The sequence below is a fragment of the Pseudomonas sp. NPDC089392 genome, from assembly GCF_044749595.1.
GTDB lineage: Bacteria > Pseudomonadota > Gammaproteobacteria > Pseudomonadales > Pseudomonadaceae > Aquipseudomonas.
The window spans coordinates 61,479-85,607 of record NZ_JBIVIF010000019.1 but is presented as its reverse complement, the minus strand read 5'-3'; the positions used below and the strand labels follow the sequence as shown (position 1 = coordinate 85,607).

At 62.9% G+C, this 24,129-nt stretch carries 20 protein-coding genes; 11 read left to right on the top strand and 9 right to left on the bottom strand.

Annotated elements, in window-relative coordinates; genetic code table 11:
* Positions 1 to 74: 74 nt before the first annotated feature.
* A complete protein-coding gene (locus tag ACIP1G_RS17525; protein ID WP_400739204.1) occupies positions 75 to 203 on the bottom strand; it encodes a hypothetical protein in 129 nt (42 codons plus the stop codon).
* Between the two features lie 139 nt (positions 204 to 342).
* A complete protein-coding gene (locus ACIP1G_RS17520) occupies positions 343 to 3,222 on the bottom strand; it encodes a ribonucleoside-diphosphate reductase subunit alpha (RefSeq protein ID WP_400739201.1) in 2,880 nt (959 codons plus the stop codon).
* Between the two features lie 942 nt (positions 3,223 to 4,164).
* Between ACIP1G_RS17520 and ACIP1G_RS17515 the strand changes: the two genes are divergently transcribed.
* Both ACIP1G_RS17515 and ACIP1G_RS17510 read left to right on the top strand, forming a co-directional pair.
* Positions 4,165 to 4,863, top strand: a complete 699-nt coding sequence (locus ACIP1G_RS17515) for a response regulator (protein ID WP_400739198.1) — start codon at positions 4,165 to 4,167, stop codon at positions 4,861 to 4,863.
* Entirely contained in the window at positions 4,860 to 6,467 is a 1,608-nt protein-coding gene (locus ACIP1G_RS17510) for an ATP-binding protein (protein ID WP_400739195.1), read from the top strand. Before ACIP1G_RS17515 ends, ACIP1G_RS17510 begins: the two co-directional genes overlap by 4 nt.
* Before the next feature lie 3 nt (positions 6,468 to 6,470).
* On the opposite strand, the gene ACIP1G_RS17505 is transcribed toward ACIP1G_RS17510, so the two are convergent.
* Together ACIP1G_RS17505 and ACIP1G_RS17500 are read right to left on the bottom strand one after the other, a co-directional pair.
* Positions 6,471 to 7,172, bottom strand: a complete 702-nt coding sequence (locus tag ACIP1G_RS17505; protein WP_400739192.1) for a 4'-phosphopantetheinyl transferase — start codon at positions 7,170 to 7,172, stop codon at positions 6,471 to 6,473.
* A 200-nt stretch (positions 7,173 to 7,372) separates the two neighbouring features.
* On the bottom strand, positions 7,373 to 8,164 hold the full coding sequence (locus tag ACIP1G_RS17500; protein WP_400739189.1) for a dienelactone hydrolase family protein: 792 nt from the start codon (positions 8,162 to 8,164) through the stop codon (positions 7,373 to 7,375).
* Between the two features lie 129 nt (positions 8,165 to 8,293).
* Here ACIP1G_RS17500 and ACIP1G_RS17495 point away from each other — a divergent pair, with 129 nt between their 5' ends.
* From ACIP1G_RS17495 to ACIP1G_RS17480, 4 genes are all read left to right on the top strand, one after another.
* On the top strand, positions 8,294 to 8,899 hold the full coding sequence (locus ACIP1G_RS17495; protein ID WP_400739187.1) for an outer membrane beta-barrel protein: 606 nt from the start codon (positions 8,294 to 8,296) through the stop codon (positions 8,897 to 8,899).
* Positions 8,900 to 9,032: 133 nt separating this feature from the next.
* Positions 9,033 to 9,710 (top strand): response regulator, encoded by a 678-nt coding sequence (locus ACIP1G_RS17490; RefSeq protein ID WP_400739184.1) that lies wholly within the window; start codon positions 9,033 to 9,035, stop codon positions 9,708 to 9,710.
* Positions 9,707 to 11,053 (top strand): ATP-binding protein, encoded by a 1,347-nt coding sequence (locus ACIP1G_RS17485; protein ID WP_400739181.1) that lies wholly within the window; start codon positions 9,707 to 9,709, stop codon positions 11,051 to 11,053. The genes ACIP1G_RS17490 and ACIP1G_RS17485 overlap by 4 nt, the downstream gene beginning before the upstream one ends.
* Before the next feature lie 393 nt (positions 11,054 to 11,446).
* A complete protein-coding gene (locus tag ACIP1G_RS17480; RefSeq protein WP_400739179.1) occupies positions 11,447 to 12,769 on the top strand; it encodes a dicarboxylate/amino acid:cation symporter in 1,323 nt (440 codons plus the stop codon).
* Positions 12,770 to 12,978: 209 nt separating this feature from the next.
* Here the strand turns inward: ACIP1G_RS17480 and tsaA are convergent, their stop codons facing one another.
* From tsaA to ACIP1G_RS17460, 4 genes are all read right to left on the bottom strand, one after another.
* Positions 12,979 to 13,671, bottom strand: coding sequence for a tRNA (N6-threonylcarbamoyladenosine(37)-N6)-methyltransferase TrmO (tsaA, locus tag ACIP1G_RS17475; protein ID WP_400739177.1), 693 nt, complete (start codon positions 13,669 to 13,671; stop codon positions 12,979 to 12,981).
* Positions 13,672 to 13,677: 6 nt separating this feature from the next.
* Positions 13,678 to 14,139, bottom strand: a complete 462-nt coding sequence (locus ACIP1G_RS17470) for a DUF1456 family protein (RefSeq protein ID WP_400739174.1) — start codon at positions 14,137 to 14,139, stop codon at positions 13,678 to 13,680.
* A gap of 49 nt (positions 14,140 to 14,188) precedes the next feature.
* A complete protein-coding gene (locus ACIP1G_RS17465) occupies positions 14,189 to 14,899 on the bottom strand; it encodes an rRNA pseudouridine synthase (protein ID WP_400739172.1) in 711 nt (236 codons plus the stop codon).
* Between the two features lie 77 nt (positions 14,900 to 14,976).
* Positions 14,977 to 15,429, bottom strand: coding sequence for a GNAT family N-acetyltransferase (locus ACIP1G_RS17460; RefSeq protein ID WP_400739169.1), 453 nt, complete (start codon positions 15,427 to 15,429; stop codon positions 14,977 to 14,979).
* A gap of 200 nt (positions 15,430 to 15,629) precedes the next feature.
* Here ACIP1G_RS17460 and ACIP1G_RS17455 point away from each other — a divergent pair, with 200 nt between their 5' ends.
* The 4 genes from ACIP1G_RS17455 (at position 15,630) to ACIP1G_RS17440 (ending at position 20,023) form a co-directional block, all read left to right on the top strand.
* Positions 15,630 to 16,397: a hypothetical protein gene (locus ACIP1G_RS17455; RefSeq protein WP_400739166.1), complete on the top strand. Its 768-nt coding sequence runs from the start codon at positions 15,630 to 15,632 to the stop codon at positions 16,395 to 16,397.
* Positions 16,398 to 16,596: 199 nt separating this feature from the next.
* The gene (locus ACIP1G_RS17450) at positions 16,597 to 17,442 is read left to right on the top strand and encodes a DUF6502 family protein (RefSeq protein WP_400739163.1); all 846 of its coding nucleotides are present in this window, start codon (positions 16,597 to 16,599) and stop codon (positions 17,440 to 17,442) included.
* The gene (locus tag ACIP1G_RS17445) at positions 17,439 to 19,220 is read left to right on the top strand and encodes a DUF5666 domain-containing protein (RefSeq protein WP_400739161.1); all 1,782 of its coding nucleotides are present in this window, start codon (positions 17,439 to 17,441) and stop codon (positions 19,218 to 19,220) included. The genes ACIP1G_RS17450 and ACIP1G_RS17445 overlap by 4 nt, the downstream gene beginning before the upstream one ends.
* A gap of 53 nt (positions 19,221 to 19,273) precedes the next feature.
* A complete protein-coding gene (locus ACIP1G_RS17440) occupies positions 19,274 to 20,023 on the top strand; it encodes a hypothetical protein (protein ID WP_400739159.1) in 750 nt (249 codons plus the stop codon).
* Positions 20,024 to 20,517: 494 nt separating this feature from the next.
* Here the strand turns inward: ACIP1G_RS17440 and rimO are convergent, their stop codons facing one another.
* The gene (rimO, locus tag ACIP1G_RS17435; protein ID WP_400739156.1) at positions 20,518 to 21,849 is read right to left on the bottom strand and encodes a 30S ribosomal protein S12 methylthiotransferase RimO; all 1,332 of its coding nucleotides are present in this window, start codon (positions 21,847 to 21,849) and stop codon (positions 20,518 to 20,520) included.
* A gap of 235 nt (positions 21,850 to 22,084) precedes the next feature.
* Here rimO and ACIP1G_RS17430 point away from each other — a divergent pair, with 235 nt between their 5' ends.
* Positions 22,085 to 23,995: a potassium transporter Kup gene (locus ACIP1G_RS17430; protein WP_400739153.1), complete on the top strand. Its 1,911-nt coding sequence runs from the start codon at positions 22,085 to 22,087 to the stop codon at positions 23,993 to 23,995.
* Positions 23,996 to 24,129 lie beyond the last annotated feature (134 nt).

The window sequence follows — 24,129 nt, the reverse complement described above, 5'->3', positions numbered from 1 at the left end:
ATGAATTGCCGGGGCCGCTACGCGGCCCTATCGCGACACAAGGCCGCTCCTACAGGGACCGCGTCAATTTGCAGCTAGCGAGTCGGGTGCAGCGTTTCGACTACGTGTGTCTTGGGGTGCTTGCGTGCCTGTTCGACCGAGGTGAAGCGGCCGGTTTCAGCGTTGCGACCAATCTTGCGAGATGCCACTTTTTTCCGCGCCATGGGCTTGCGTCCTGTTGTGAGAGGTCTTGTCCTTTTACCGAGCCGCGCGAGCGGTGGGCAAAGGGCAAGGTTTCTCCGGGGCGCAGATACAAAAATGCCGCGAGGGGCACCCTAAGGCACCCCGCGCGGCATTCAGGCCTTACTGGCAGGCTTCGCAGTCAGGCTCGTCGATCGCGCAGGCCTTTGGCACTGGCGCTGGGCCGGCTGCCTGGACCGGGGCGCTGTCGCCACCGCTGGAAACGGCATTGAGCTTGCCGGTGTTGATGGTCGACTTCTCGGTGCTGGTCGCAGCCAGGGCACGGAGGTAGTAGGTGGTTTTCAGACCACGGTACCAGGCCATGCGGTAGGTCACGTCCAGCTTCTTGCCCGAGGCGCCGGCGATGTACAGGTTCAGCGACTGAGCCTGGTCGATCCACTTCTGACGACGGGAAGCTGCGTCGACGATCCACTTGGTTTCAACTTCGAACGCAGTGGCGTACAGGTCTTTCAGCTCTTGCGGGATACGCTCGATCTGCTGCACCGAACCGTCGTAGTACTTCAGGTCGTTGATCATCACCGAGTCCCACAGGCCGCGAGCCTTCAGGTCGCGAACCAGGTACGGGTTGATCACGGTGAACTCGCCCGACAGGTTCGATTTCACGTACAGGTTCTGGTAGGTCGGCTCGATCGACTGCGACACGCCAGTGATGTTGGCGATGGTCGCGGTTGGCGCGATGGCCATGATGTTCGAGTTACGAATACCTTTTTGCACGCGGGCACGCACTGGCGCCCAGTCCAGGCTCTCGTTCAGGTCGACGTCGATGTACTTCTGGCCACGGGCCTCGATCAGGATCTGTTGCGAGTCCAGTGGCAGGATGCCCTTGGACCACAGCGAGCCCTGGAAGGTCTCGTAGGCGCCACGCTCGTCAGCCAGGTCACACGAAGCCTGGATAGCGAAGTAGCTGACCGCTTCCATCGACTTGTCGGCGAACTCGACGGCAGCATCGGAACCGTAAGGAATGTGCTGCAGGTACAGCGCATCCTGGAAGCCCATGATGCCCAGGCCGACCGGGCGGTGCTTGAAGTTCGAGTTACGCGCTTGCGGCACCGAGTAGTAGTTGATGTCGATCACGTTGTCGAGCATGCGCACGGCGGTGTTCACGGTGCGTTGCAGCTTGGCGGTGTCCAGCTTGCCATCGACGATGTGGTTCGGCAGGTTGATCGAGCCCAGGTTGCAGACCGCGATTTCGTCCTTGTTGGTGTTCAGGGTGATCTCGGTGCACAGGTTCGAGCTGTGGACCACGCCCACGTGCTGCTGCGGCGAACGCAGGTTGCACGGGTCCTTGAAGGTCAGCCACGGGTGGCCGGTCTCGAACAGCATCGACAGCATCTTGCGCCACAGGTCTTTGGCCTGGATGGTCTTGAACACCTTGATCTTGTTGTACTCGGTCAGGGCTTCGTAGTACTCGTAACGCTCTTCGAAGGCCTTGCCGGTCAGGTCGTGCAGATCAGGTACTTCAGATGGCGAGAACAGGGTCCATTTGCCGTCATCGAAGACACGCTTCATGAACAGGTCAGGGATCCAGTTGGCGGTGTTCATGTCGTGGGTACGACGGCGGTCATCACCGGTGTTCTTGCGCAGCTCGATGAATTCTTCGATGTCCAGGTGCCAGGTTTCCAGGTAGGCACATACAGCGCCTTTGCGCTTGCCACCCTGGTTCACGGCAACGGCGGTGTCGTTGACCACTTTCAGGAACGGCACAACGCCTTGGGATTTACCGTTGGTGCCCTTGATGTAGGAGCCCAGTGCGCGCACAGGGGTCCAGTCGTTGCCCAGGCCACCGGCGAATTTCGACAGCATGGCGTTGTCGTGGATCGCGTGGTAGATGCCCGACAGGTCGTCCGGCACCGTGGTCAGGTAGCAGCTGGACAGCTGCGGGCGCAGGGTACCGGCGTTGAACAGGGTCGGGGTCGAGGCCATGTAGTCGAACGACGACAACAGGTTGTAGAACTCGATCGCACGGGCTTCCTTGTCTTTCTCTTCCAGCGCCAGGCCCATGGCCACACGCATGAAGAACACCTGCGGCAGCTCGAAGCGCACGCCATCCTTGTGGATGAAGTAGCGGTCGTACAGGGTCTGCAGGCCCAGGTAGGTGAACTGTTGGTCGCGCTCGTGGTTGATTGCCTTGCCCAGTTTTTCCAGGTCGAAGTCAGCCAGGGCTGGGTTCAGCAGTTCGAACTCGATACCCTTGGCGACGTAGGCCGGCAGGGCCTTGGCGTACAGGTCGGCCATCTCGTGGTGGGTGGCGCTTTCGGCCACTTCGAGGAAGCCCAGGCCTTCGGCGCGCAGGGTGTCCATCAGCAGGCGGGCGGTGACGAACGAGTAGTTCGGCTCGCGCTCTACCAGGGTACGGGCGGTCATCACCAGGGCGGTGTTGACGTCCTTGATGGCCACGCCGTCGTACAGGTTCTTCAGGGTTTCGCGCTGGATCAGGTCGCCATCGACTTCGGCCAGGCCTTCGCAGGCTTCGCTGATGATGGTGTTCAGGCGGGCCATGTCGAGCGGCGCCAGGCTGCCGTCGGCAAGGGTGATGCGGATGGACGGGTGCGGCTCGACCACGGTATCGGTGTTGGCGCGGGTGGCACGCTCCTTGGCGCGCTGGTCGCGGTAGATCACGTAGTCACGGGCGACTTTCTGTTCGCCGGCACGCATCAGGGCCAGTTCGACCTGGTCCTGGATTTCTTCGATGTGGATAGTGCCACCCGATGGCATGCGACGCTTGAACGTGGCGGTAACCTGTTCGGTCAGGCGCGCGACGGTGTCGTGGATGCGCGACGAAGCGGCGGCAGTGCCGCCTTCAACTGCGAGGAACGCCTTGGTGATGGCCACGGTGATCTTGTCGTCGGTGTAGGCGACGACAGTGCCGTTACGCTTGATCACGCGCAGTTGGCCGGGAGCGGTGGCGGCCAGATCCTGGTTGGAATCGGCGGCCTGCGGCACCTGGGCCTGCGGGTTCTCGCGAGTTGTGTCGGTTTGCATGGGTGGGTGTCTCCACAGTTTCTATATTGTTCAGGCGCCTTTTGGGCGCCCACCGTTCCGTCCACTTGCTCGATAACCTCGCGGGGATGCGCAATGCATACGCATCCGCCCGCGCGGGCGTACCGACTTCGGGACAGACTCAGGAATAAGGGGCAATAGCTTGCCGCTCCCTGGCCGAAGTCAAAGGTTCTGGGCTGGGCCCAAAAACTGTTGCTGATGGATGCCAGGCCTGACCTGCCACACCCATACCCGAACAAGGCCTTGTAAGGGCTTGCCTCGGTCGCCTCCGCAGGAGCGGTTTGGCTGCTGAAATCACCTGAAGTTCAGCCGGGTAAATCGCTTGATTTTCCGGGTTGACTTTTGTGTGTGATTTTGCACGAACCCCAACATGTAGTGGTTCGCTGCGATCGGGATACAAGATAATGCGGTATTGGGGCCTTTGCAAGGCGAGCATCTGTGGATAACTTGTGGGTACTTTGTGGGTGAAAGCTGGCTTTTCGCTGTAGGCCTTGTGCCAAGTGGCGTGCAGTTTTTTTCTGCATCTTGCCGCCCCAGGGCAGAAATTTTCGGGCGCGAACACTAACACAAAAAACGGTTCAGTCGAGGGGGGCGCAGGTGCATGTCTGTAGATGTCTGGTGCCTGTGAGATCGAGCGCCGCCCGCGCGGCGCTTCGCGGGTAAACCCGCTCCTACGTTTGTTTCGGGCCAGTCCCTCCTGTGCCAGGCGCGCGCGACCGCCTTGTTTGTACGACGCGATATCGAGACATGCGCCAAGGCGTTCGCGCGCAAATGCCACAGGCATAATTGGCCAGAAACAAACGTAGGAGCGGCTTTAGCCGCGAAGCGCCGCGCGGGCGGCGCTCGATCTCATAGACACCAAACATCTACAGTCCTACGCTCAACTGCCCTGCTGCGATCTCAAGAACAAAAAAGGCCAAAGCCATGGACCACCCCACACCCCGCATCCTCATCGTCGAAGACGACCAGCGCCTTGCCGAGCTCACCGCCGAATACCTGCAAGCCAACGGCTACGAGGTCAGCGTCGAGGGCGATGGCGCACGCGCGGTACGGCGCATCCTCGAAAGCCAGCCCGACCTGGTCGTCCTCGACCTCATGCTGCCCGGCGAGGACGGCCTGAGCATTTGCCGTCGGGTGCGCAGCCAGTACCTCGGGCCGATCCTCATGCTCACCGCCCGCAGCGATGAACTTGATCAGGTCCAGGGCCTTGACCTGGGCGCCGACGACTACGTCTGCAAACCCGTACGCCCGCGTCTATTGTTGGCGCGTATCCAGGCCCTGCTGCGCCGCAGCGAGGCGCCAGACAGCAAGTGCCAGAACCTGGCCTTCGGCGTACTGCGCATCGACAACCGCCTGCGCGAAGCGCGCCTGGGCGAGCAACTGATCGAGCTGACCGGCGCGGAGTTCGACCTGCTCTGGCTGCTGGCCAGCAACGCCGGCCGGGTGCTGTCGCGCGAGCAGATCTTCACCGCACTGCGCGGCGTCGGTTACGACGGCCAGGACCGCTCCATCGACATCCGCATTTCAAAAATCCGCCCTAAGATCGGCGATGACCCGCTCCAGCCACGGCTGATCAAGACCTTGCGCAGCAAGGGCTACCTGTTCGTCGGCGAGGCGCCATGAACAATTCGATCTTCCTGCGTATTTATGGAGGAATGCTGGCCGTGCTGGTGCTGGTGGCCCTGCTCGGCGTGCTCAGCCTGCACCTGGTCAACGAAGTACGTGCCGCCCAGCATCGCGAAGGCCTGGCCCAAGGCACCTTCAGCCTGATGGCCGACAACCTGGCGCAGCAGAATGACACCGAACGCAAGCGCTCGCTGCTGATCTGGGAGCGCCTGCTCGGTGTGCCGCTGGCGCTGCAACCGATGACTGCGCGCACACTCGACGGCGGCCAGCGGGCGCGCCTTTACCGCGGCCTGGTGGTGGTCGAGAAGACCGGCCCGCACGCCGCCCAGGTGCTGCGCAAGGTCGGCCAGGAAGACCTGATGCTGGTTGCGCAAATCAAACAGATCAGTGAGCAGCTGGCGCGGGCCACCCTCTATCTGTTGGCCGATGAACTGGTGCGCTATCCGGTAACCGAGCAGCAGCAGCGGCTTGAGCAGATCAAACGAGACAAGGGCTTTGGTTTCGGGATTGCCCTGCAGCGCATCGAGCGGGTCAGCCTGGATGACGACCAGCGGCGGCGGGTCGAGGAGGGCGACACGGTCATGGCATTGGGCAGGGATGGCGATTCGATCCGCGTGTTCGCCGGGCTGTCCGGCTCGCCGTGGGTGCTGGAAATCGGCCCGCTTTACCAGCTCAACCCTTATCCGCCGCAGTTGTTGATCCTGATTGCCTTCCTTGGCCTGTGCCTGATCGGCCTGGTGGTCTACCTGCTGGTGCGCCAGCTGGAGCGGCGCGTGTCGGGCCTGGAGATTGCCGCCACACGCATTGCCCAGGGCAGCCTGGACACCCGTGTGCCAGCCGGCGATGCCGACTCGGTAGGGCGCCTGGCGGCGGCCTTCAACGGCATGGCCGAGCACCTGCAGCGTTCGCTGACCATGCAGCGCGAGCTGGTGCGGGCGGTTTCTCACGAGCTGCGCACGCCGGTGGCGCGCCTGCGTTTTGGCCTGGAGATGATTGAAAGCGCCACCACCGAGCAGGCCAGGGCCAAGCACCTGGCGGGTATGGACGGGGATATCCAGGACCTCGACAAGCTGGTCGACGAGATGCTGACCTACGCCCGCCTGGAGCAGGGCGCGCCGGCCTTGCAGTTCCAGCGGGTCGACCTGGATGCCTTGCTCGACCGGGTGATCGAAGAGCTGGCGCCGTTGCGTGCCGAGATACGGGTGGTGCGTGGCGACTGCCAAGGGGCCGATGGCGACGGCGCCTGGGCCGAGGCCGAGCCGCGCTACCTGCACCGGGCGCTGCAGAACCTGGTGGGCAATGCCATGCGCCATGCCGAGTCCGAGGTGCGCCTGAGCTACCAGTTGGGGCAGCAACGCTGCCGCATCGATGTGGAAGATGACGGCCCCGGGATCCCCGAGGGTGTCTGGGACCGCATTTTCACGCCGTTCACCCGCCTTGACGACAGTCGCACCCGCGCCTCGGGCGGGCATGGCCTGGGCTTGTCGATCGTGCGGCGGATCATCTACTGGCACGCAGGGCGGGCCACCGTGGGGCGCAGTGAAACGCTGGGCGGTGCCTGCTTCAGCCTGAACTGGCCACGGCAGCAGGCGCCGCTGTAAGGGTCAGACGCTGACCAGGCTGAGCAGGTGGCCGTCCTGCAGGCAAAACTGGCCTTGCAGCTCTGCGCCATGCTGCCACTGCGGCGACAGGTCGGTGAGCAGGCGCAGGCGCGCCAGGCCGTCGGCGGACCAGTCCAGCAGTTCGGCGTGCTCAAAGTAGAAGCGTTGGCGGGTCAGCGGGTAGAGGGTCTTGAACAGGCTTTCCTTCAGCGAGAAGGTCAGGGTCACCGTCAGGCCGAGCTGGCGGCGGTCCAGGCGTTCGAGCTCTGCCGGGGTGAGGATTTCGCCCATCAGCCGTTCGGCGCGTTCGTCATCCAGCAGCGCTTCCTGGTCCAGGCCCAGGCCCTGGCTGCTGCCTTCGGCGGCGACCACGGCGGCGGCCCAGCCTTTGCCGTGGGTGATCGAGCCGTGGATGCCGGCGGGCCAGATGGGTGAGCGGTCCTCGTGGCTGCCGGGCACGTAGTCGCGACCGTCCAGGCGCTGCAGGGCGGCACGGGCGCATACGCGGCCGGCCAGGTACTCGGCCTGGCGCTTGGCCACCGAGCGCTGCAGGCTGGCACTGGGCACGATGCCGGCGCGCTGGAAGTCGTCGTGTTCCAGGCGGGCGGGGTCGAAGGCGCAACTGACCAGCACCGCGCCGGGCAGTGGGCAGGGCAGAGGCCAGTGGTGCTGAAGCGGGGCGCAGCAGGCGGGGAGTGTGTTCATGGGGGCTATTGTGCCAGCTGTGCAGGCGCTAAGGGAGGTGGTGCTGCAACGCATCCCTGTAGGAGCGGCCTTGCGTCGCGATAGGGGCGCGCAGCGGCCCCAGAATTTCAGCCACCCTGCAAGATCGCCAGGGCCGCTTCGCGGCCCTTTCGCGACGCAAGGCCGCTCCTACAAAGATTGCGCAAGCCTTTAGATTTCCTTTATTTGAACACCTTTTTGAAAAACGCCTGCATATCCGCCCACGAGCTCTCGTCCGCCGCCTTGTTATAGGCAATGTCTGGCCCACCATGCTCGCCATGGCTCAGGCGGTCCGAATCCGGGTTGGTAAACCCATGCTTGGCCCCTTCAATGCTGACGAACTGGTAGTTGACCTTGGCTGCGTCCATTTCCGCCTTGAATGCAGTCACCTGTTCTTCAGGCACCATGGTGTCCGCCGCCCCGTGCTCGACCAGGATATCCCCCCGCACCACGTCTGGCTTGGCCGGTGTCTGCGTGCCCAGCGGGCCATGGAAGCTCACCACGCCGTCCAGTTTCTCTCCTCGGCGCGCGGCATCGAGTACCACCTTGCCACCAAAGCAGTAACCCACTGCCCCCAACTGGTGCTTGTTGGTGTTGGGCTGCAGCTTCAGCAACTCAAGGCCAGCATCGAAGCGCTGCTCCGCGGCCTTCGGGTCTTTCATCGCCGCTGTCATGAACGCCTTGGCGTCGGCAGGGTGCTCGGTGTGCTTGCCGTCGCCATACATGTCGATAGCCAGTGCGTTATAGCCCAGCGCCGCCAGGTCACGGGCGCGGCGCTTGGCGTAGTCGTTCAGCCCCCACCATTCGTGCACCACGACAATGCCGGGGCGCTTGCCCTCGACGGCGTCGTCGTAGGCGTAGTAGCCGACCAGGCGGTTGCCGTCGGCATCCTGATAGGGGATCTCACGGGTTTGTACCGCCGCTTGGGCGAAGGCGGCGCTGCACATCAGGGTTACGGCCAGCAGGGCACGCATGGGCACTACTCCTTGTTCGGCAATCGGCTCGTTCAGCCGGGGTTCAGCCAGGGTTCAGTCGCGGTTCAGGGTGCCCTGCTTACTCTAGCTTCCAGACCGAAACAGCGCACCCAACTGGAGTATCCAGCCATGAAAACCTTCAATACCCTGCTTGCCGCCATGGCCGTTTGCGCCGCTGGCATCACCAGCGCCCAGGCCGCTGAAGACAACTTTGCCAGCCTGACTTATGGCCAGACCAGCGACAAGGTTCGCAAGTCTGGCCTGTTGCAGAGCACCACCGACCACCTCAACGCCGATGGCATCATCGACAAGGACGGCACCTGGGGTGTGCGGGTGGGCAAGATCAATGACCAGGCCCGCTACTACATGACCTACGACAACGTCTCGGGTGACCACAGCGGCCTCAAGCTGCGGCAGGAAAACCTGCTCGGCAGCTACGACCTGCTGCTGCCGGTGGGCGATACCACCAAACTGTTCGGTGGTGGCAGCCTGGGCGTGACCAAGCTCACCCAGGACTCGCCAGGTGCAAGCCGTGATACCGACTACGGTTATGCCTACGGCCTGCAGGCCGGCGTGATCCAGGACATTACCGACAAGGCCTCGGTCGAACTGGGCTACCGTTACCTGCGCACCAACGCCGCGACCGAAGTGGGCGCGCATGGCGGGCCGAAGGATGGCACCTTGCGCCTGACCAGCAGTGCGCAGACCTACCTGGCTGCTACCTACAAGTTCTGACGGGCGAGCCGGGTTATCCTGTGGCGGCCTCTTCGCGGGTAAACCCGCTCCTACAACGGGATGCATTCCCCATGTAGGAGCGGGTTTACCCGCGAAAGGGCCGGCACAGGCAACACAAATCAAGGAGCTGCACATGAAACTGCTGGTGGTCGAGGACGAAGCCCTGCTTCGCCATCACCTTTACACCCGCCTGGGCGAAAGCGGCCATGTGGTCGAGGCGGTCGCCGACGCCGAGGAGGCGCTGTACCAGGCCGGGCAGTACCACTTCGACCTGGCCATCATCGACCTGGGCCTGCCCGGCATCAGCGGCCTGGAGCTGATCACGCGCCTGCGCGGCCAGGACAAGACCTACCCCATTCTCATCCTCACGGCCCGTGGCAATTGGCAGGACAAAGTCGAGGGCTTGGCTGCCGGTGCCGACGACTACCTGGTCAAACCGTTCCAGTTCGAAGAGCTCGAAGCGCGGCTGAATGCCCTGCTGCGCCGCTCCAGTGGCTTCACCCAGTCGACCATCGCCGCCGGCCCACTGGTGCTCGACCTCAACCGCAAGCAGGCCACCCTCGACGAACAACCGCTGGCCCTGACCGCCTACGAATACCGCATCCTCGAATACCTCATGCGTCATCACCAGCAAGTGGTGGCCAAGGACCGCCTGATGGAGCAGCTGTACCCCGGTGACGAGGAACGCGACCCGAATGTCATCGAAGTACTGGTTGGCCGCCTGCGCCGCAAGCTTGAGGGCAAGCACGGCTTCAAGCCCATCGATACCGTGCGCGGCCTGGGCTACCTGTTCACCGAGCGCTGCCGATGATCCGCTCGCTGCGGGTGCGCCTGATGCTGGCCGCCGCAGTACTGGCGCTGCTGTTCATGCTGGCGCTGCTGCCAGCCTTGCAGAAGGCCTTCAGCCTGGCCCTGCAGGAGTCGATCGAGCAGCGCCTGGCCTCGGACGTGACCACGTTGATTTCCGCCGCGCGTATCGAACATGGCAAGCTGCAGATGCCGATGTTGCTGCCGGACGAGCGCTATAACCTGCCGTACACCGGCCTGCTCGGCTACATCTTCGACCGCGACGGCAACCTGGTCTGGCAGTCGCGTGCCACCGCCGACCGGCACATCAACTACCGCCCGCGCTACGACGGGCGCGGCAACGAATTCGCCCGCATCCACCAGGCCGATGGTGAAGAGTTCTTCGTTTACGACGTCGAGATCAAGCTGCTGGGGGGGCAGAGCGCCGCCTACAGCATTGTCGCCCTGCAGCCGTTGAGCGAGTACAAGGCCACCCTCAATGGCCTGCGAGAAAAGCTTTACCTGGGCTTTGGCGCCGCCTTGCTGGCGCTTATGGCGCTGCTATGGGCTGGCCTGACCTGGGGCCTGCGCTCGTTGCGCCGGCTCAGCCATGAGCTCGATGAAGTGGAATCGGGGGCACGTGAAGGCCTGAGCGGCGAGCATCCCCGTGAGTTGCTGCGCCTGACCCGCTCGCTGAACCGCCTGTTACGCAGTGAGCGTGAGCAACGCACGCGCTACCGTGACTCGCTGGATGACCTGGCGCACAGCCTGAAGACGCCGCTGGCGGTGTTGCAGGGGGTGGGTGAAAGCCTGCAACAACGCAGCGGCGAGCGTGAGCAGGCGCGGGTGCTGCAAAGCCAGATCGAGCGCATGAGCCAGCAGATCGACTACCAGCTGCAACGCGCCAGCCTGCGCAAGAGTGGCCTGGTACGCCACAGCGTGGTGCTGCGGCCTTTGCTTGATAGCTTGTGCAGCACCTTGGCCAAGGTTTATCGGGACAAGCGGGTGAGCGTGGCCCTGGAACTGCCAGAGGCGGCGCAGGTGCCGATGGAGCAGGGCGCGTTGCTGGAAATGCTCGGCAACCTGCTGGAGAACGCCTACCGCTTGAGCCTGGGCCAGGTGCGGGTGAGCCTGGAGCAGGCGCCGGGGCAGTTGACCTTGTGCATCGAGGACGACGGCCCGGGGGTGCCGGTCGATCAGCGTGAGCGCATTCTGGAGCGTGGCGAGCGGCTGGACAGCCAGCACCCGGGGCAGGGCATCGGGCTGGCGGTGGTCAAGGATATTGTCGACAGCTATGACGCCGCGTTGAGCCTGGGGGATTCGCCGCTGGGCGGTGCGGCGTTCAGGATTACCTTCAGCCTAGAGTGATTGGCTGGCTTTACCGGCCTCTTCGCGGGTGAACCCGCTCCTACAACGGTACGCGATCGTTGTAGGAGCGGGTTTACCCGCGAAGAGGCCGGCACAGGCAGCCCCATAATGGGCGGATTCCCGCCACACTCCCTGTACAAATCCCGCCACCGGGCGGAAATCCGCCAGCCTTCCTCAGGCAAATCGCCCCGTCGCTGGGCATTTATCTCTAGCAATTACAGCCCTTGCCCTGTTCATGGGCATTTTGGCACCACCCTTGCTATTGATCTTCGCAGAGGCCTGCCCAGGCAGCTCGAACACAACGACAAATCCCTCCAGGTGCAGGAGGGTTAGCGATTCAGGTGCCCCATCACCCTGGGAAGGGTGAACCGGCACACTTGAGGAAAATTAGCCATGACGACACGTCAGCCGCTGTACAAATCCCTGTATGTCCAGGTGTTGGTCGCCATCACCATCGGCATCCTGCTCGGCCACTACTACCCGGAAACGGGCGTCGCCCTCAAGCCCTTGGGTGACGGCTTCGTCAAACTGATCAAGATGGTCATCGCCCCGATCATCTTCTGCACCGTGGTCAGCGGCATCGCCGGCATGCAGAGCATGAAGTCGGTCGGCAAGACCGGCGGCTACGCGCTGCTGTACTTTGAAGTCGTCTCCACCATCGCCCTGATCATCGGCCTTGTCGTCGTCAACGTGGTCAAGCCAGGCGCTGGCATGCACATCGACGTCACCACCCTGAACGCCAGCAGCGTGGCTGCCTACGCCGCCGCCGGCGCGCAGCAGACCACTGTCGGCTTCCTGCTCAACGTCATCCCCAACACCGTGGTCGGTGCCTTCGCCAACGGCGATATCCTGCAAGTGCTGATGTTCTCGGTACTGTTCGGCTTCGCCCTGCACCGCCTGGGCAGCTACGGCAAGCCGGTGCTGGACATGATCGACCGCTTCGCCCATGTCATGTTCAACATCATCAACATGATCATGAAGCTGGCCCCGCTCGGTGCCTTCGGTGCCATGGCCTTCACCATCGGCCAGTACGGCGTTGGCTCGCTGGTGCAACTGGGCTACCTGATGGCCTGCTTCTACGTCACCTGCCTGCTGTTCGTGCTGGTGGTGCTGGGCGGTATCTGCCGTGCCCACGGCTTCAGCGTGCTCAAGCTGATTCGCTACATCCGTGAAGAACTGCTGATCGTACTGGGTACTTCCTCGTCGGAATCGGCCCTGCCACGCATGCTGGCCAAGATGGAGCGCCTGGGTGCCAAGAAGTCGGTAGTCGGCCTGGTCATCCCGACCGGTTACTCGTTCAACCTGGACGGCACCTCGATCTACCTGACCATGGCTGCGGTGTTCATCGCCCAGGCCACTGACACCACCATGGACATCACCCACCAGATCACCCTGCTGCTGGTGCTGCTGGTGGCGTCCAAAGGTGCTGCTGGCGTTACCGGTTCGGGCTTCATCGTGCTGGCCGCCACCCTGTCGGCCGTTGGCCACCTGCCGGTTGCCGGCCTGGCGCTGATCCTCGGCATCGACCGCTTCATGTCCGAAGCCCGCGCCCTGACCAACCTGGTGGGCAACGCCGTTGCTACCGTGGTAGTGGCCAAGTGGGTCAAGGAAATGGACAACGACAAGCTGGCTTCGGAGCTGGCCTCCGGTGGTGCACCGCTGATCGATACTCGTCCGACCGACGACCTGGGCGTGGCGGAAGGCCCGGCTCGTTGATCGCGTTGCGGTAAAACGAAAAGGCGACCCTGGAGGTCGCCTTTTTCATGCCTGCGCGGTTCCCTTGTAGGAGCGACCTTGTGTCGCGATCGGGGCGCGTAGCGGCCCCAGGATTTCCGCCACCCTGCAAGATCGCCGGGGCTGCTGCGCAGCCCTATCGCGACACAAGGCCGCTCCTGCAAGGGACCGCGTACAGGCCTGAGTTGAGCTCAGGCCAGCACAACCTCCAACACCCGGATCACCTCCGGCTGCGGGTAATGCCACCTTACCTGCACATCCCAGAACTTCACCCCATACACCCGCTCGGGCGGTGGCACCTGGTAGGCCGGCCGCGGGTCTTGCGCCAGGCATTGTTCGATCAGCTCCACCAGCGGTTCCCCCAGGCGCAGGGCCTGCTCGCGGGCCTGGGGCAGGGCGTTGTCACCCCACTGCACGGCAATTGCGGCAGGCGCTTCACTGGCCATCTGGTTGCTGGCGCCGGCGATGCTGTCGGCGTATGGCACGTAAGGCTTGATGTCCAGCACCGGCGTGCCGTCCAGCAGGTCTATCCCGGACAGCAGCAGGCGCCCGGGCTCCACAGCTTCCAGGCGTACCACCGACTGGCCAATGCCATTGGGCCGGTGGGTGGCGCGGGTGGCGAACACCCCCATGCTCTTGTTGCCACCCAGGCGTGGTGGTCTCACCTTCAGGCGCGGCTTGTCTTCCAGGGCCTGGTGAAACAGGAACAACAGCCACACATGGCTGACCTGCTCCAGGCCCTCGACCGCATCACCTTGGTCGAACGGCGGCAGCAGCTCCAGCACGCCGCGGGCGGCAGGCGCCAGCTGCGGTTGGCGCGGGATGGCGAACTTCTCCTTGAAACAGGAGCGGACGATGCCGACCGGGGCAACCGTGTGCTGCATGGCCACTCAGCCGCGCACGCGCAGGGTCAGGCCCTTGAGGAAGTTGCGCAGCAACTGGTCGCCGCACGGGCGGTAGTTGTCGTGGCCGGCCTTGCGGAACAGCGCGCTGAGCTCGGGCTTGCTGACCGGGAAATTGACCGCCTTGAGAATCGCGTGCAGGTCTTCTTCCTTGAGTTCGAAGGCCACCCGCAGCTTCTTGAGGATGAGGTTGTTGGTCACCGGCAGTTCGATCGGCTGCGCTGGGCGGCTATCGTCCTTGCCACGGCGGTGGACCACCAGGCCGTCAAGGAAGTGCGCCATCACCCGTTCCGGGCAGCGCACAAAGCCTTCCTCTTCTTCTTTCTTGAGGTAGGTGGCAAGTACCAGAGGGTTCACTTCAAGCCCGGAGAGCCCGATGATCTCGGCCATCTTGGCGTCGTTCACCTTGAGCATGTAGCGCAGGCTGCGCAGGACGTCGTTGTGGTTCATTGTTGCAGAATCCTGTTCAGGTGCTGCGCGTTCCAGCGCAGCATATTGCTTAGAAACGTTCGGTAGTGGCCAGGTAGCGCCATTGGCCAAGGGGCAACTTGCCCATCGACACGCCACCCAGACGAATGCGGCGCATGCTGACCAACTCCAGGCGCAAGTAGGCGCACAGTTCAGAAAGTTGCCCTGGCTGCGGGTTTTTCAAGACCATGCGCAGGTGGGTCTCGTTCTGCCAACTGGCCTTGGCCTTGGGCAGCTCGCGGTCATTGCGCGTGGCCCCGCGCGCCAGGCGTTCCAGCGCCTGGGGCGTGGTCTCGCCGCGCACTTCGACAATGAATTCCTGCTCCAGGCGACGCAGGTCGGCTTCGATCTTGCGGGTTACCCGCCAGTCCTGGGTGAACACCTGCAGGCCGCTGGCGCCGCGTTCAAGCGGCGCTACGCAGGCCTGCCGGGCAAAATGCCCGTGCAGGGCGCGCACGCCTTCACGGTGGGCCTCGCTGAGGGTGTCCATGTTCATGCTGGCGCGGGCGGTTTCGCTGTCTATGCCAGCTGGCTGGTTAAGCAGCAGCGTTACGGGTTCCAGTGTTTCGGCGCGAGCACCCGGCAGCAGCTCGACGCGCTGCTGGTCGACCTTGAACTGCGGCTGCTCGACCACCAGGCCATCGACCGTGACCCAGCCGCCTTCGATATACATCTCGGCCTCCCGGCGAGAGCAGCCAAGCTGTTCGATAAGGCGTTTGGACAGGCGGACGGGTTCGGACATGACGACAATTCGCAAAGGCAGGGAAAGACCAGCATTGTACCTGCCCGCGCGCAAGAGGGGCTGGGAATCTGTGTCATTTACGCCGTTTTGCGCAGGCGCATGTGCAGCAACGGGTAGGGCTGCCCCAGGCCGTCGGTTGCCGAGCGGCCAATCACCTCAAAGCCTTCATGCAGGTAAAAGCCCAAGGCTTGCGGGTTCTGCTCGTTGACGTCCAGTCGCTCGGCATTCAGTTCGTCGATGGCGTAGTGCAGCAGGCGCTTGCCGACCCCTTTGCCCCGGTATTCAGGTGCGACGAACAGCATGTCCACGCGCCCGTTGGCGACCCCGGCAAAGCCACAAATGCGTTGCCGGTCCTTGCAGCAGATCAGCATCACCGCGTCGAGGTAGCGGCGCAGCACCTGTTCACGCAACAAAAGGATGTAGCCCTCTGGAAGGAAGTCGTGGGTGGCACGTACAGAGTCCTCCCACACCTGTACCAGCTCGCTGTAGTCGCACAAGCGCGGGGTTTGCAGCGTCAGTGGCGATTGCATGCCGGTGTTCCTCCTGGGTGATAAGGAAAACATAGCAGGCCAACCACTGGTCGGCTTTTGCGTGTGCCGCTTGAAGCGCTGTGCGCGGGGGTCTATTAATTAGACGTGGGAAAAATTCCCACGCAAAGAAAAGAAAAACTGAATTCAAAGATTCCCGACTTGATTTGGCGTTTCTCGTGGCGACGACCTGGAGACGGACTATGCAAATCCACCTGCTGTTCAAGAAGGCTTTACTGGCGGCTGCCGTAGCTGGCGTGCTGTCGACGTCCATTGTTTTGATCCCTGACTCTATTTCTCATGGCTCAAGCGCCTACGCCAAAGATGGCGGCGGTGGTGGCGGCGGTGGTCATGGTGGCGGCGGAGGCCACGGTGGTGGTGGCGGCAGTGGCGGCGGCGGTGGCCACGGTGGTGGCGGTGGCGGTGGCGGTGGCGGCGGTGGTGGCCACGGTGGTGGCGGCGGAAGTGGCGGTGGTGGCGGCCATGGTGGCGGCGGCAGCGGCGGCGGTGGTGGCCACGGTGGTGGTGGCGGCAGCGGCAGCGGTGGTGGCCACGGCAGTGGCGGCGACGGCGGTGGCCATGCCGGCAACAGTGGCAGCGGCCATGACGGCCAGGGCCACGACGGCCGCGGTCGCGATGGCAGGGATCACGACGGCAACTCGAACTCTGGGCGCAGCAGCAATCATGCTGAAGCGGGTGACGATCATGGCAATCACGTTGGTGGTGAGCCCGGTGATGATCACGGCAATCACGTTGGCGGTGAGCCCGGTGACGATCATGGCAACCATGTTGGCGGTGAGCCCGGGGATGATCATGGTAATCATGTCGGCGGTGAGCCTGGCGATGATCATGGCAATCACGTTGGTGGTGAACCTGGTGATGATCACGGCAACCATGTGGGTGGCGAACCGGGTGATGACCACGGTGTTCATGCCGGCGGCGAGGTCGGGGATGACAACAGCAGAAGCTGATTGGTCCTGATCCGAATTGGCCCATACAAAACCCAAGGGACGGGTTTTGTATGAGCAGGTTCCAGCCTGCTCGGCCTTTATCACGTCCTGGCAATGAGCACTGACAGCTTTTTCTCATTCCTCTCGGGAAGTGGTTGCAGTTCGTGTGGGATGTTTTCCCGCGTCGTATACTGGGTTCATCTGTCAAGGAATGCGCTCAATGCAATCGCCCACCTTACCCCCGTCGATGTTAAGCGCACTGCGGCGTGTCATGCGCCCGCTGGTGCGCCTGATGCTGCGCAAAGGGGTGACCTATACGATGTTCGCCGACTTGCTCAAAGAAGTGTTCGTCGACGTGGCCCATCGTGAGTTTCGCCTGGACGACGCTGCGCCGACGGACAGCCGCATCAGCCTGCTCACAGGCGTACATCGCAAGGATGTACGGCGGCTGCGCAATGAAAGTGACACGTCGACCGCCGCCCTACCGGAAAACATCACCTTAGGTGCACAGTTGGTCAATGTATGGACCAACTGCAAGCCGTTCTGCTCGGCGTCTGGCCAGGCGTTAGCGCTGCCGCGGCTGGCGAGTGTCGGCGGAGATTGTTCTTTCGATGCCCTGGTGGCGAAGATCAGCACCGACATCCGCGGGCGGGTGGTGCTGGACGAGTGGTTGCGCCTGGGCGTCGTCCGGGTCGATGAGCAAGACTGTGTTCATCTGGAAGCCCAGGCATTCGTGCCGCAGAAGGGCTTCGATGAAAAGGCGGCTTACTTCGGCCACAACCTGCATGACCATGCTTGCGCCGCAGTCCATAACCTGAGTGGCGAAGGCCAGCCATTTTTCGAGCGCAGTGTGCACTACGATGCCTTGAGCGTGGCCAGCGTCGACAAATTTCGTGAAGTGGTCGCCAAGGATGGCATGCAGCTGCTGCTTGCCTTCAGCCGGATCGCGGCAGACCTGGAAAACGTCGATGTACCCAGTACCGAGCAACGCCAGCGCATCACTGTCGGGCTTTATTTCTACACTGAGGCCACTGACCCCGAATTGTCGAAGACGCCAGACCCATGACTTTCCTCGCGCGCTGCCTCAGTGTCATCACGCTCGCCCTGGTTTTCGGGGTGAGCCTGGTGGCGCCTGCCGAGGTGGCCGCAGCACCGGTTTGTGTCAGCCGTGACGAAGTGGGCATGGCCGGTGCCGCTGGCTTGCAGTTTCCGGGCGGCGTGGGCGGTACCGGGGCCAAGACCGGCGGTGTCGGTGGTACGGGTGTACGCAGTGAAAACGGCGGTGTCGGCGGCACTGGCGCGCCACTGCCGCAACGCCCCGGTGGCACAGGCGGTACTGGCGCGGTGGCCGAAGGTGTGGATGGCACCTACTTCGATCACAGCCACGGTGGCGTAGGCGGTACCGGTGCGCCGATCCAGCGCCCGGGCGGCACTGGCGGCACCGGCATCGTTGGCACCATCACCGGGTTTGCCTCGATCTGTGTCAACGGCATGGAAGTGCACTACGGCAAGGACGTACCGGTGAGTGAAAACGGTGTGCCAGCCAGCAGTGGTCACCTGGCGATCGGGCAGGTGGTGGCGGTGGAGGCATTTGCCACCCAGCGCGGCCTGCAAGCAGGGCGTATCTCGATCCTCAATGTCTTCGAAGGGCCGCTGACGGCGCTGCCCAATGCGTCGGCACCTCTGCGGGTGATGGGCCAGCCGGTGCGGCTTGCTGCAGGCGCGCGGGTAGCGGAAGGGCTACGCCCGGGCGAGCCGGTCAAGGTTAGCGGCCTGCGTGACGCCCAAGGCGAGGTGGTGGCGACCCGTATCGAACGGGCGCCGGGCCTGAAGGAAGCCAGTGCTATCGGTGCGGTCGATCGCCCAGGCAGTCTTCAGGGGCTGAAGCTGGGAACCCGCGTAGCCCCCGCACGGGAAGTGCTGGTGCGCGGCCAGTGGACCGGGCGCCAACTGGAAGTGGCGCAAACCCGTCCAGACCCGAGCCTGCCTTTTGCTGGCCGTGTCCAGCAGGCAGTGGTCGAGGGGCTGGTGCAGCGCGCGCAGGCACGGCAATTGGTGGTCGCTGGCATCAATGTGACGCTGGGGCAGGGCACCGTGATCGTCGGCAAGCAGGCGCTCGATCAACGTGTTCGGGTGAGCGGGGTGCTCAGTGGTAATCACGAGCTGCGGGCTACCCGTGTGGAGTTCCAGGATGAGCTTGGCGACAACCCGGACAGAGGCCATTCGGGGCGTGGCGGCGGGCACGACACCAATGATTCGGGTGGCTCCAGCAGCAGCGGGCATGGCAGCAGCGATGCGGCCAGCGTGCGCAGTGAAAGCAGTGACGATCACAGTGGCCGCGGCTCCGTTGTCGAAGATGATCACAGCGGGCGCAGTGACGTTGAAGACTCCAGTGGGGATGGCAGTTCTGAACGCGTGGACAAGTCTGGCAAGTCAGAACATGTCGAGACGGTGGAGCAGCCTGAGAGCAGCAACAGTGGCCGTTCCGAACGGGTAGAAAAGGTCGAAGTCGAAAAGGTGGAAAAGGTCGAGAAAGTTGAGAAGGTTGAGAAAGTTGAGAAGGTTGAGAAAGTTGAAAAGGTTGAGAAGGTTGAGAAGGTTGAAAAAGTAGAGAAAGTCGAAAAGCCCGAAAAAGTTGAGAAGGTCGAGAAAGTAGAGAAAGTCGAAAAGGTTGAGAAAGTCGAGAAGCCAGAGAAGGTCGAGAAGGTAGAAAGAGTCGAGAAGATAGAGAAGGTCGAAGTACCTGAGAAAGTCGAAAAGGTAGAGAAAGTAGAGCGGGTAGAAAAAGTCGAAAAGGTCGAGACGGCTGAAAAAGTAGAGCACCCAGAGCGATCTGGGCGTTAGCCAACTAGGCTGGGTAGGTCCTACCACACTTCCCGACGGGTACTGAGGTGCCGATGAGACCTGCGCTTCCTCTTCTTGCCTGCATGTTGTCATGTACCAGTGCATCGGCCTTGGCCGATACCTTCAGCATCGCCACGGGCATGGACTATTCAAGTGGCGACTATGGCACCGGCACCACTTCGGAAATCTGGTACGTCCCGGTAGTCGGCAAATATGAGACCGGCCCCATGACCTACAAGGTGACCGTGCCCTGGTTGCGCATCACCAACCCCGAAGTGGGCCCCAATGGTGACCCTTTGCCCGGGGGCTGCCGGGATGTGGAAAGCGGGTTGGGCGACACGGTTGCCAGTGCCGGCTATGCCTTGCTCGATGGCAGTGACGGCGGCGTGATGCTCGACCTGATCGGCAAGGTCAAATTCCCCACCGCCGATGAGGATCAATGCCTGGGTACCGGTGAGTACGACTACACCGCCCAGGTTGATATCGCCAAGGGCTTTGGCCCGGTTACCGGCTTCGCCACCTTGGGTTGGAAGAAGTTCGGCGACCCGCCCGATAGCGATTTCGACGACCCGGTATTTGCCAGCCTCGGCTTTGCATTTCCTGTGGCTACAGGCACTTCGGCGGGCGCCTCCTACGATTGGCGGCAGAAAGTGGTCTCGACTGGCTCGCAGATTCAGGAACTGACACTGTTTCTCACCCACAAGCTCAGCCAGCAGTGGAAAGTGCAACTGTATGCGGTTAAAGGCTTTTCCGATGCCAGCCCGGATGCGGAGGGCGGAGTGATGCTGTTTCACTCGTTCTGACGAAAAAGGTTCTTCATGGAAAGTTGGGGAGGAGTGGCTTCGGTTTGCTCGTCGGGGAGGTGGGGTCAGGGCTTCCAGGTGCATGGCTGGGGATTTGAGGTGATGCACAGATCGAGCGCCGCCCGCGCGGCGCTTCGCAGCACAAGGCTGCTCCTACATCTGTTTCGGGCCAGTCACGCCTGTGAGGTCACCGCTGTCCGCCTTGTTTGTTCCCTTTGATATCGATGGGAACGCCGTTGCTCTTCATCGATCTTCAGCCATGCGCCAAGGCTGCAACCCACCTGGCACAGGAATAACTGGCCCGAAACAGATGTAGGAGCAGCCTTGCGCTGCGAAGCGCCGCGCGGGCGGCGCTCGATCTCACAGGTGCTGAAAGTCTTGTGACAAGCCCCTGGCAGCCGAGATGCCTTATCAAATCAGGCATAAAAAAGCCCCTGCACCGATCATTCCCTATGAGGAACGCCGGGGCAGGGGCTTTTTATGCCACAGCCGCCTTAGATAGGCTCAGCCCACATATCGTATTCATCGGCATCCACCACACGGCAGCGCACTTTGTCACCCGGCTTGAAGCCATGGTCGCCGTCGATGAACACGCTGCCGTCGATTTCCGGGGCATCGAAGAAGCTGCGGCCAACCGAACCTTGCTCCTCGACTTCGTCGATCAGCACCTCGATTTCCTTGCCGATGCGCAGCTGCAGGCGGGCAGTGCTGATGGCCTGCTGATGGGCCATGAAGCGATCCCAGCGCGCCTGCTTGACGTCGTCCGGTACTTCTTCCAGGCCCAGGTCGTTAGCCGGGGCGCCTTCCACTGGCGAGTACTGGAAGCAGCCCACGCGGTCGAGCTGGGCTTCGGTCAGCCAGTCCAGCAGGTACTGGAAGTCTTCCTCGGTCTCGCCCGGGAAGCCGACGATGAAGGTGGAGCGGATTACCAGCTCAGGGCACTGCTCGCGCCAGTTTTTGATGCGCGCCAGGGTGCGGTCTTCGAAGGCCGGGCGTTTCATGGCCTTGAGCACTTTCGGGCTGGCGTGCTGGAACGGGATGTCCAGGTACGGCAGGATCTTGCCGGCGGCCATCAGCGGGATCACGTCGTCAACGTTCGGGTACGGGTACACATAGTGCAGGCGTACCCAGGCGCCCAGGCTGCTCAGGGCCTCGCACAGCTCGAGCATGCGGGTCTTGACCGGGCGGCCGTTCCAGAAGTCGGTCTTGTACTTGACATCGACGCCGTAGGCGCTGGTGTCCTGGGAAATCACCAGGATCTCCTTGACCCCGGCCTTGACCAGGCGCTCGGCCTCGCTCAGCACTTCACCTACCGGGCGGCTGACCAGCTTGCCGCGCATCGACGGGATGATGCAGAAGCTGCAGCTGTGGTTGCAGCCTTCGGAAATCTTCAGGTACGCATAATGGCGCGGGGTCAGCTTGACGCCCTGTGGCGGTACCAGGTCGATCAGCGGGTTGTGGTCCTGGCGCGGCGGCACCACTTCGTGCACGGCGTTGACCACCTGCTCGTACTGCTGCGGGCCGGTGACCGACAACACGCTAGGGTGTACATCACGGATGCTGCCTTCCTCGACACCCATGCAGCCGGTGACGATGACCTTGCCGTTTTCCTTGATCGCTTCGCCGATCACTTCAAGCGACTCGGCCTTGGCGCTGTCGATGAAGCCGCAGGTGTTGACCACCACTACGTCGGCGTCCTCGTAGGTGGGCACGACTTCATAGCCTTCCATGCGCAGCTGGGTCAGGATGCGCTCGGAATCGACCAGGGCTTTTGGGCAACCCAGGCTTACGAAACCTACCTTGGGGGTGGCGGGCGTGGTGGACATGACTAACCTCGGTATTGAATGCAGGTCGCCCGGCCAGAATCGGGGGCGATCTTGACGGGCGCTTTTGGCGCCTCTGATCAAAAAGTGCGCAATTCTAGCGAGCGCAGGGTCGCTTGACCAGCAGAAATACGACGAACGCTGCGCTATGCTTCGCGCCGTTGCGCCAGGGTGCCTTCGAGGGCCTGGTGGCAAAGTGAATACTAAAGGCCGTGAAGGCCGTCTGCGGGAGTGGTCGATGGTTCAGGCAAGCAGTCACGCTGAGGGCGGGCACGAGGGGAAGCAGGGCGCGGCGCGGTCGCTGGGCCTGCTCGTGGCGGCGGTCGGGGTGGTTTATGGCGATATCGGCACCAGCCCGTTGTATACCCTCAAGGAAGTGTTCAGCGGCGGTTACGGGGTGCCGGTCAACCATGACGGCGTACTGGGGATCCTGTCGCTGATCTTGTGGTCGCTGCTGTGGGTAGTGTCGTTCAAGTACGTGATGTTCATCCTGCGCGCCGACAACCAGGGCGAGGGCGGCACCATGGCGCTGACAGCGCTGGCGCGGCGGGCTACGGCGGCCTACCCGCGGTTGCGTACGTTGATGGTGGTGTGCGGGTTGATTGGCGCTTCATTGTTTTACGGCGACAGCATGATCACCCCGGCGGTGTCGGTGCTGTCGGCCGTGGAGGGCATGGGCCTGGCGTTCGACGGCATCGACCACTGGGTGGTGCCGATTTCGCTGGTAGTGCTGGTGGCGCTGTTCCTGGTGCAGAAGCACGGCACCGAGAAAATCGGCAAGCTGTTCGGCCCGATCATGGTCGCCTGGTTCGTGGCCCTGGGTGCATTGGGCGTGCATGGCATCTCGCAGAGCCCGGAAGTGCTCAAGGCGTTCAACCCGGGCTGGGCAGTGAACTTCTTCGTTGTTCACCCGGGCATGGGTGTGGCCATTCTCGGTGCGGTGGTGCTGGCACTGACCGGCGCCGAGGCGCTGTACGCCGACATGGGCCACTTTGGCCGCAAGCCAATCGCCCGGGCCTGGTTCATCCTGGTGCTGCCAGCGCTGGTGCTCAACTATTTTGGCCAGGGTGCGCTACTGCTGCAAAACCCGGAGGCTGCGCGTAACCCGTTCTACCTGCTGGCGCCGAGTTGGGCACTTCTACCGTTGGTCGGGCTGGCCACCATGGCCACGGTGATCGCCTCGCAGGCGGTGATATCCGGGGCCTTCTCCCTGACCCGCCAGGCCATCCAGTTGGGCTACATCCCACGCATGCAGATCCAGCACACCTCCAGTGACGAGCAGGGGCAGATCTACATTGGTGCGGTGAACTGGACGCTGATGGTTGGCGTGGTGCTGCTGGTTATCGGCTTCGAGTCGTCCGGCGCCCTGGCGGCGGCCTACGGTGTGGCGGTGACCGGTACCATGCTGATGACCACCATCCTGGTTTCGTCGGTGATGCTGCTGCTGTGGAAGTGGCCGCCGGTGCTGGCGGTGCCGATCCTGGTGGGCTTCCTGTTCGTCGACGGGCTGTTCTTTGCCGCCAACGTGCCGAAAATTTTCCAGGGCGGTGCATTCCCGGTATTGGCCGGCGGTGTTCTGTTCCTGTTGATGAGCACCTGGAAGCGCGGCAAGCAGATCCTGGTCGAGCGCATCGACGAAGGCGCGCTGCCGTTGCCGCTGTTCATCAGCAGTATCCGCATTCAGCCGCCGCACCGGGTCGAAGGCACGGCGGTATTCCTCACCGCACGCTCCGATGCCGTGCCCCATGCGTTGTTGCACAACATGCTGCATAACCAGGTGCTGCACAGCCAGGTGGTGCTGTTGACCGTGGTCAGCGAAGACCGGCCGCGGGTGTCGGAGCAGGAGCGCTTTGAGGTGGAAGCTTACGGCGACGGCTTCTTCCGCGTGCTGCTGCACTTTGGTTTCATGGATGAGCCAGACGTGCCGGCGGCATTGAAGCTGTGCCACCTGGATGACCTGGACTTCACCCCGATGCGCACCACCTACTTCCTCAGCCGCGAGACGGTGATTGCTTCACGGCTGGAGGGGATGTCGCGCTGGCGGGGCAACCTGTTTGCGTTCTTGCTGAAGAATGCCAACGGTAACCTGCGCTTCTTCAACCTGCCGCTGAACCGGGTGATCGAGCTGGGGACCCAAGTCGAGATCTGAATCTGCGCCAAGGCGCGGTCCCTGTAGGAGCGGCCTTGTGCCGCGAATGGGCCGCAAAGCGGCCCCACGGTTTCAGCATCAACACCGAAATCGCCGGGGCTGCTTTGCAGCCCATTCGCGGCACAAGGCCGCTC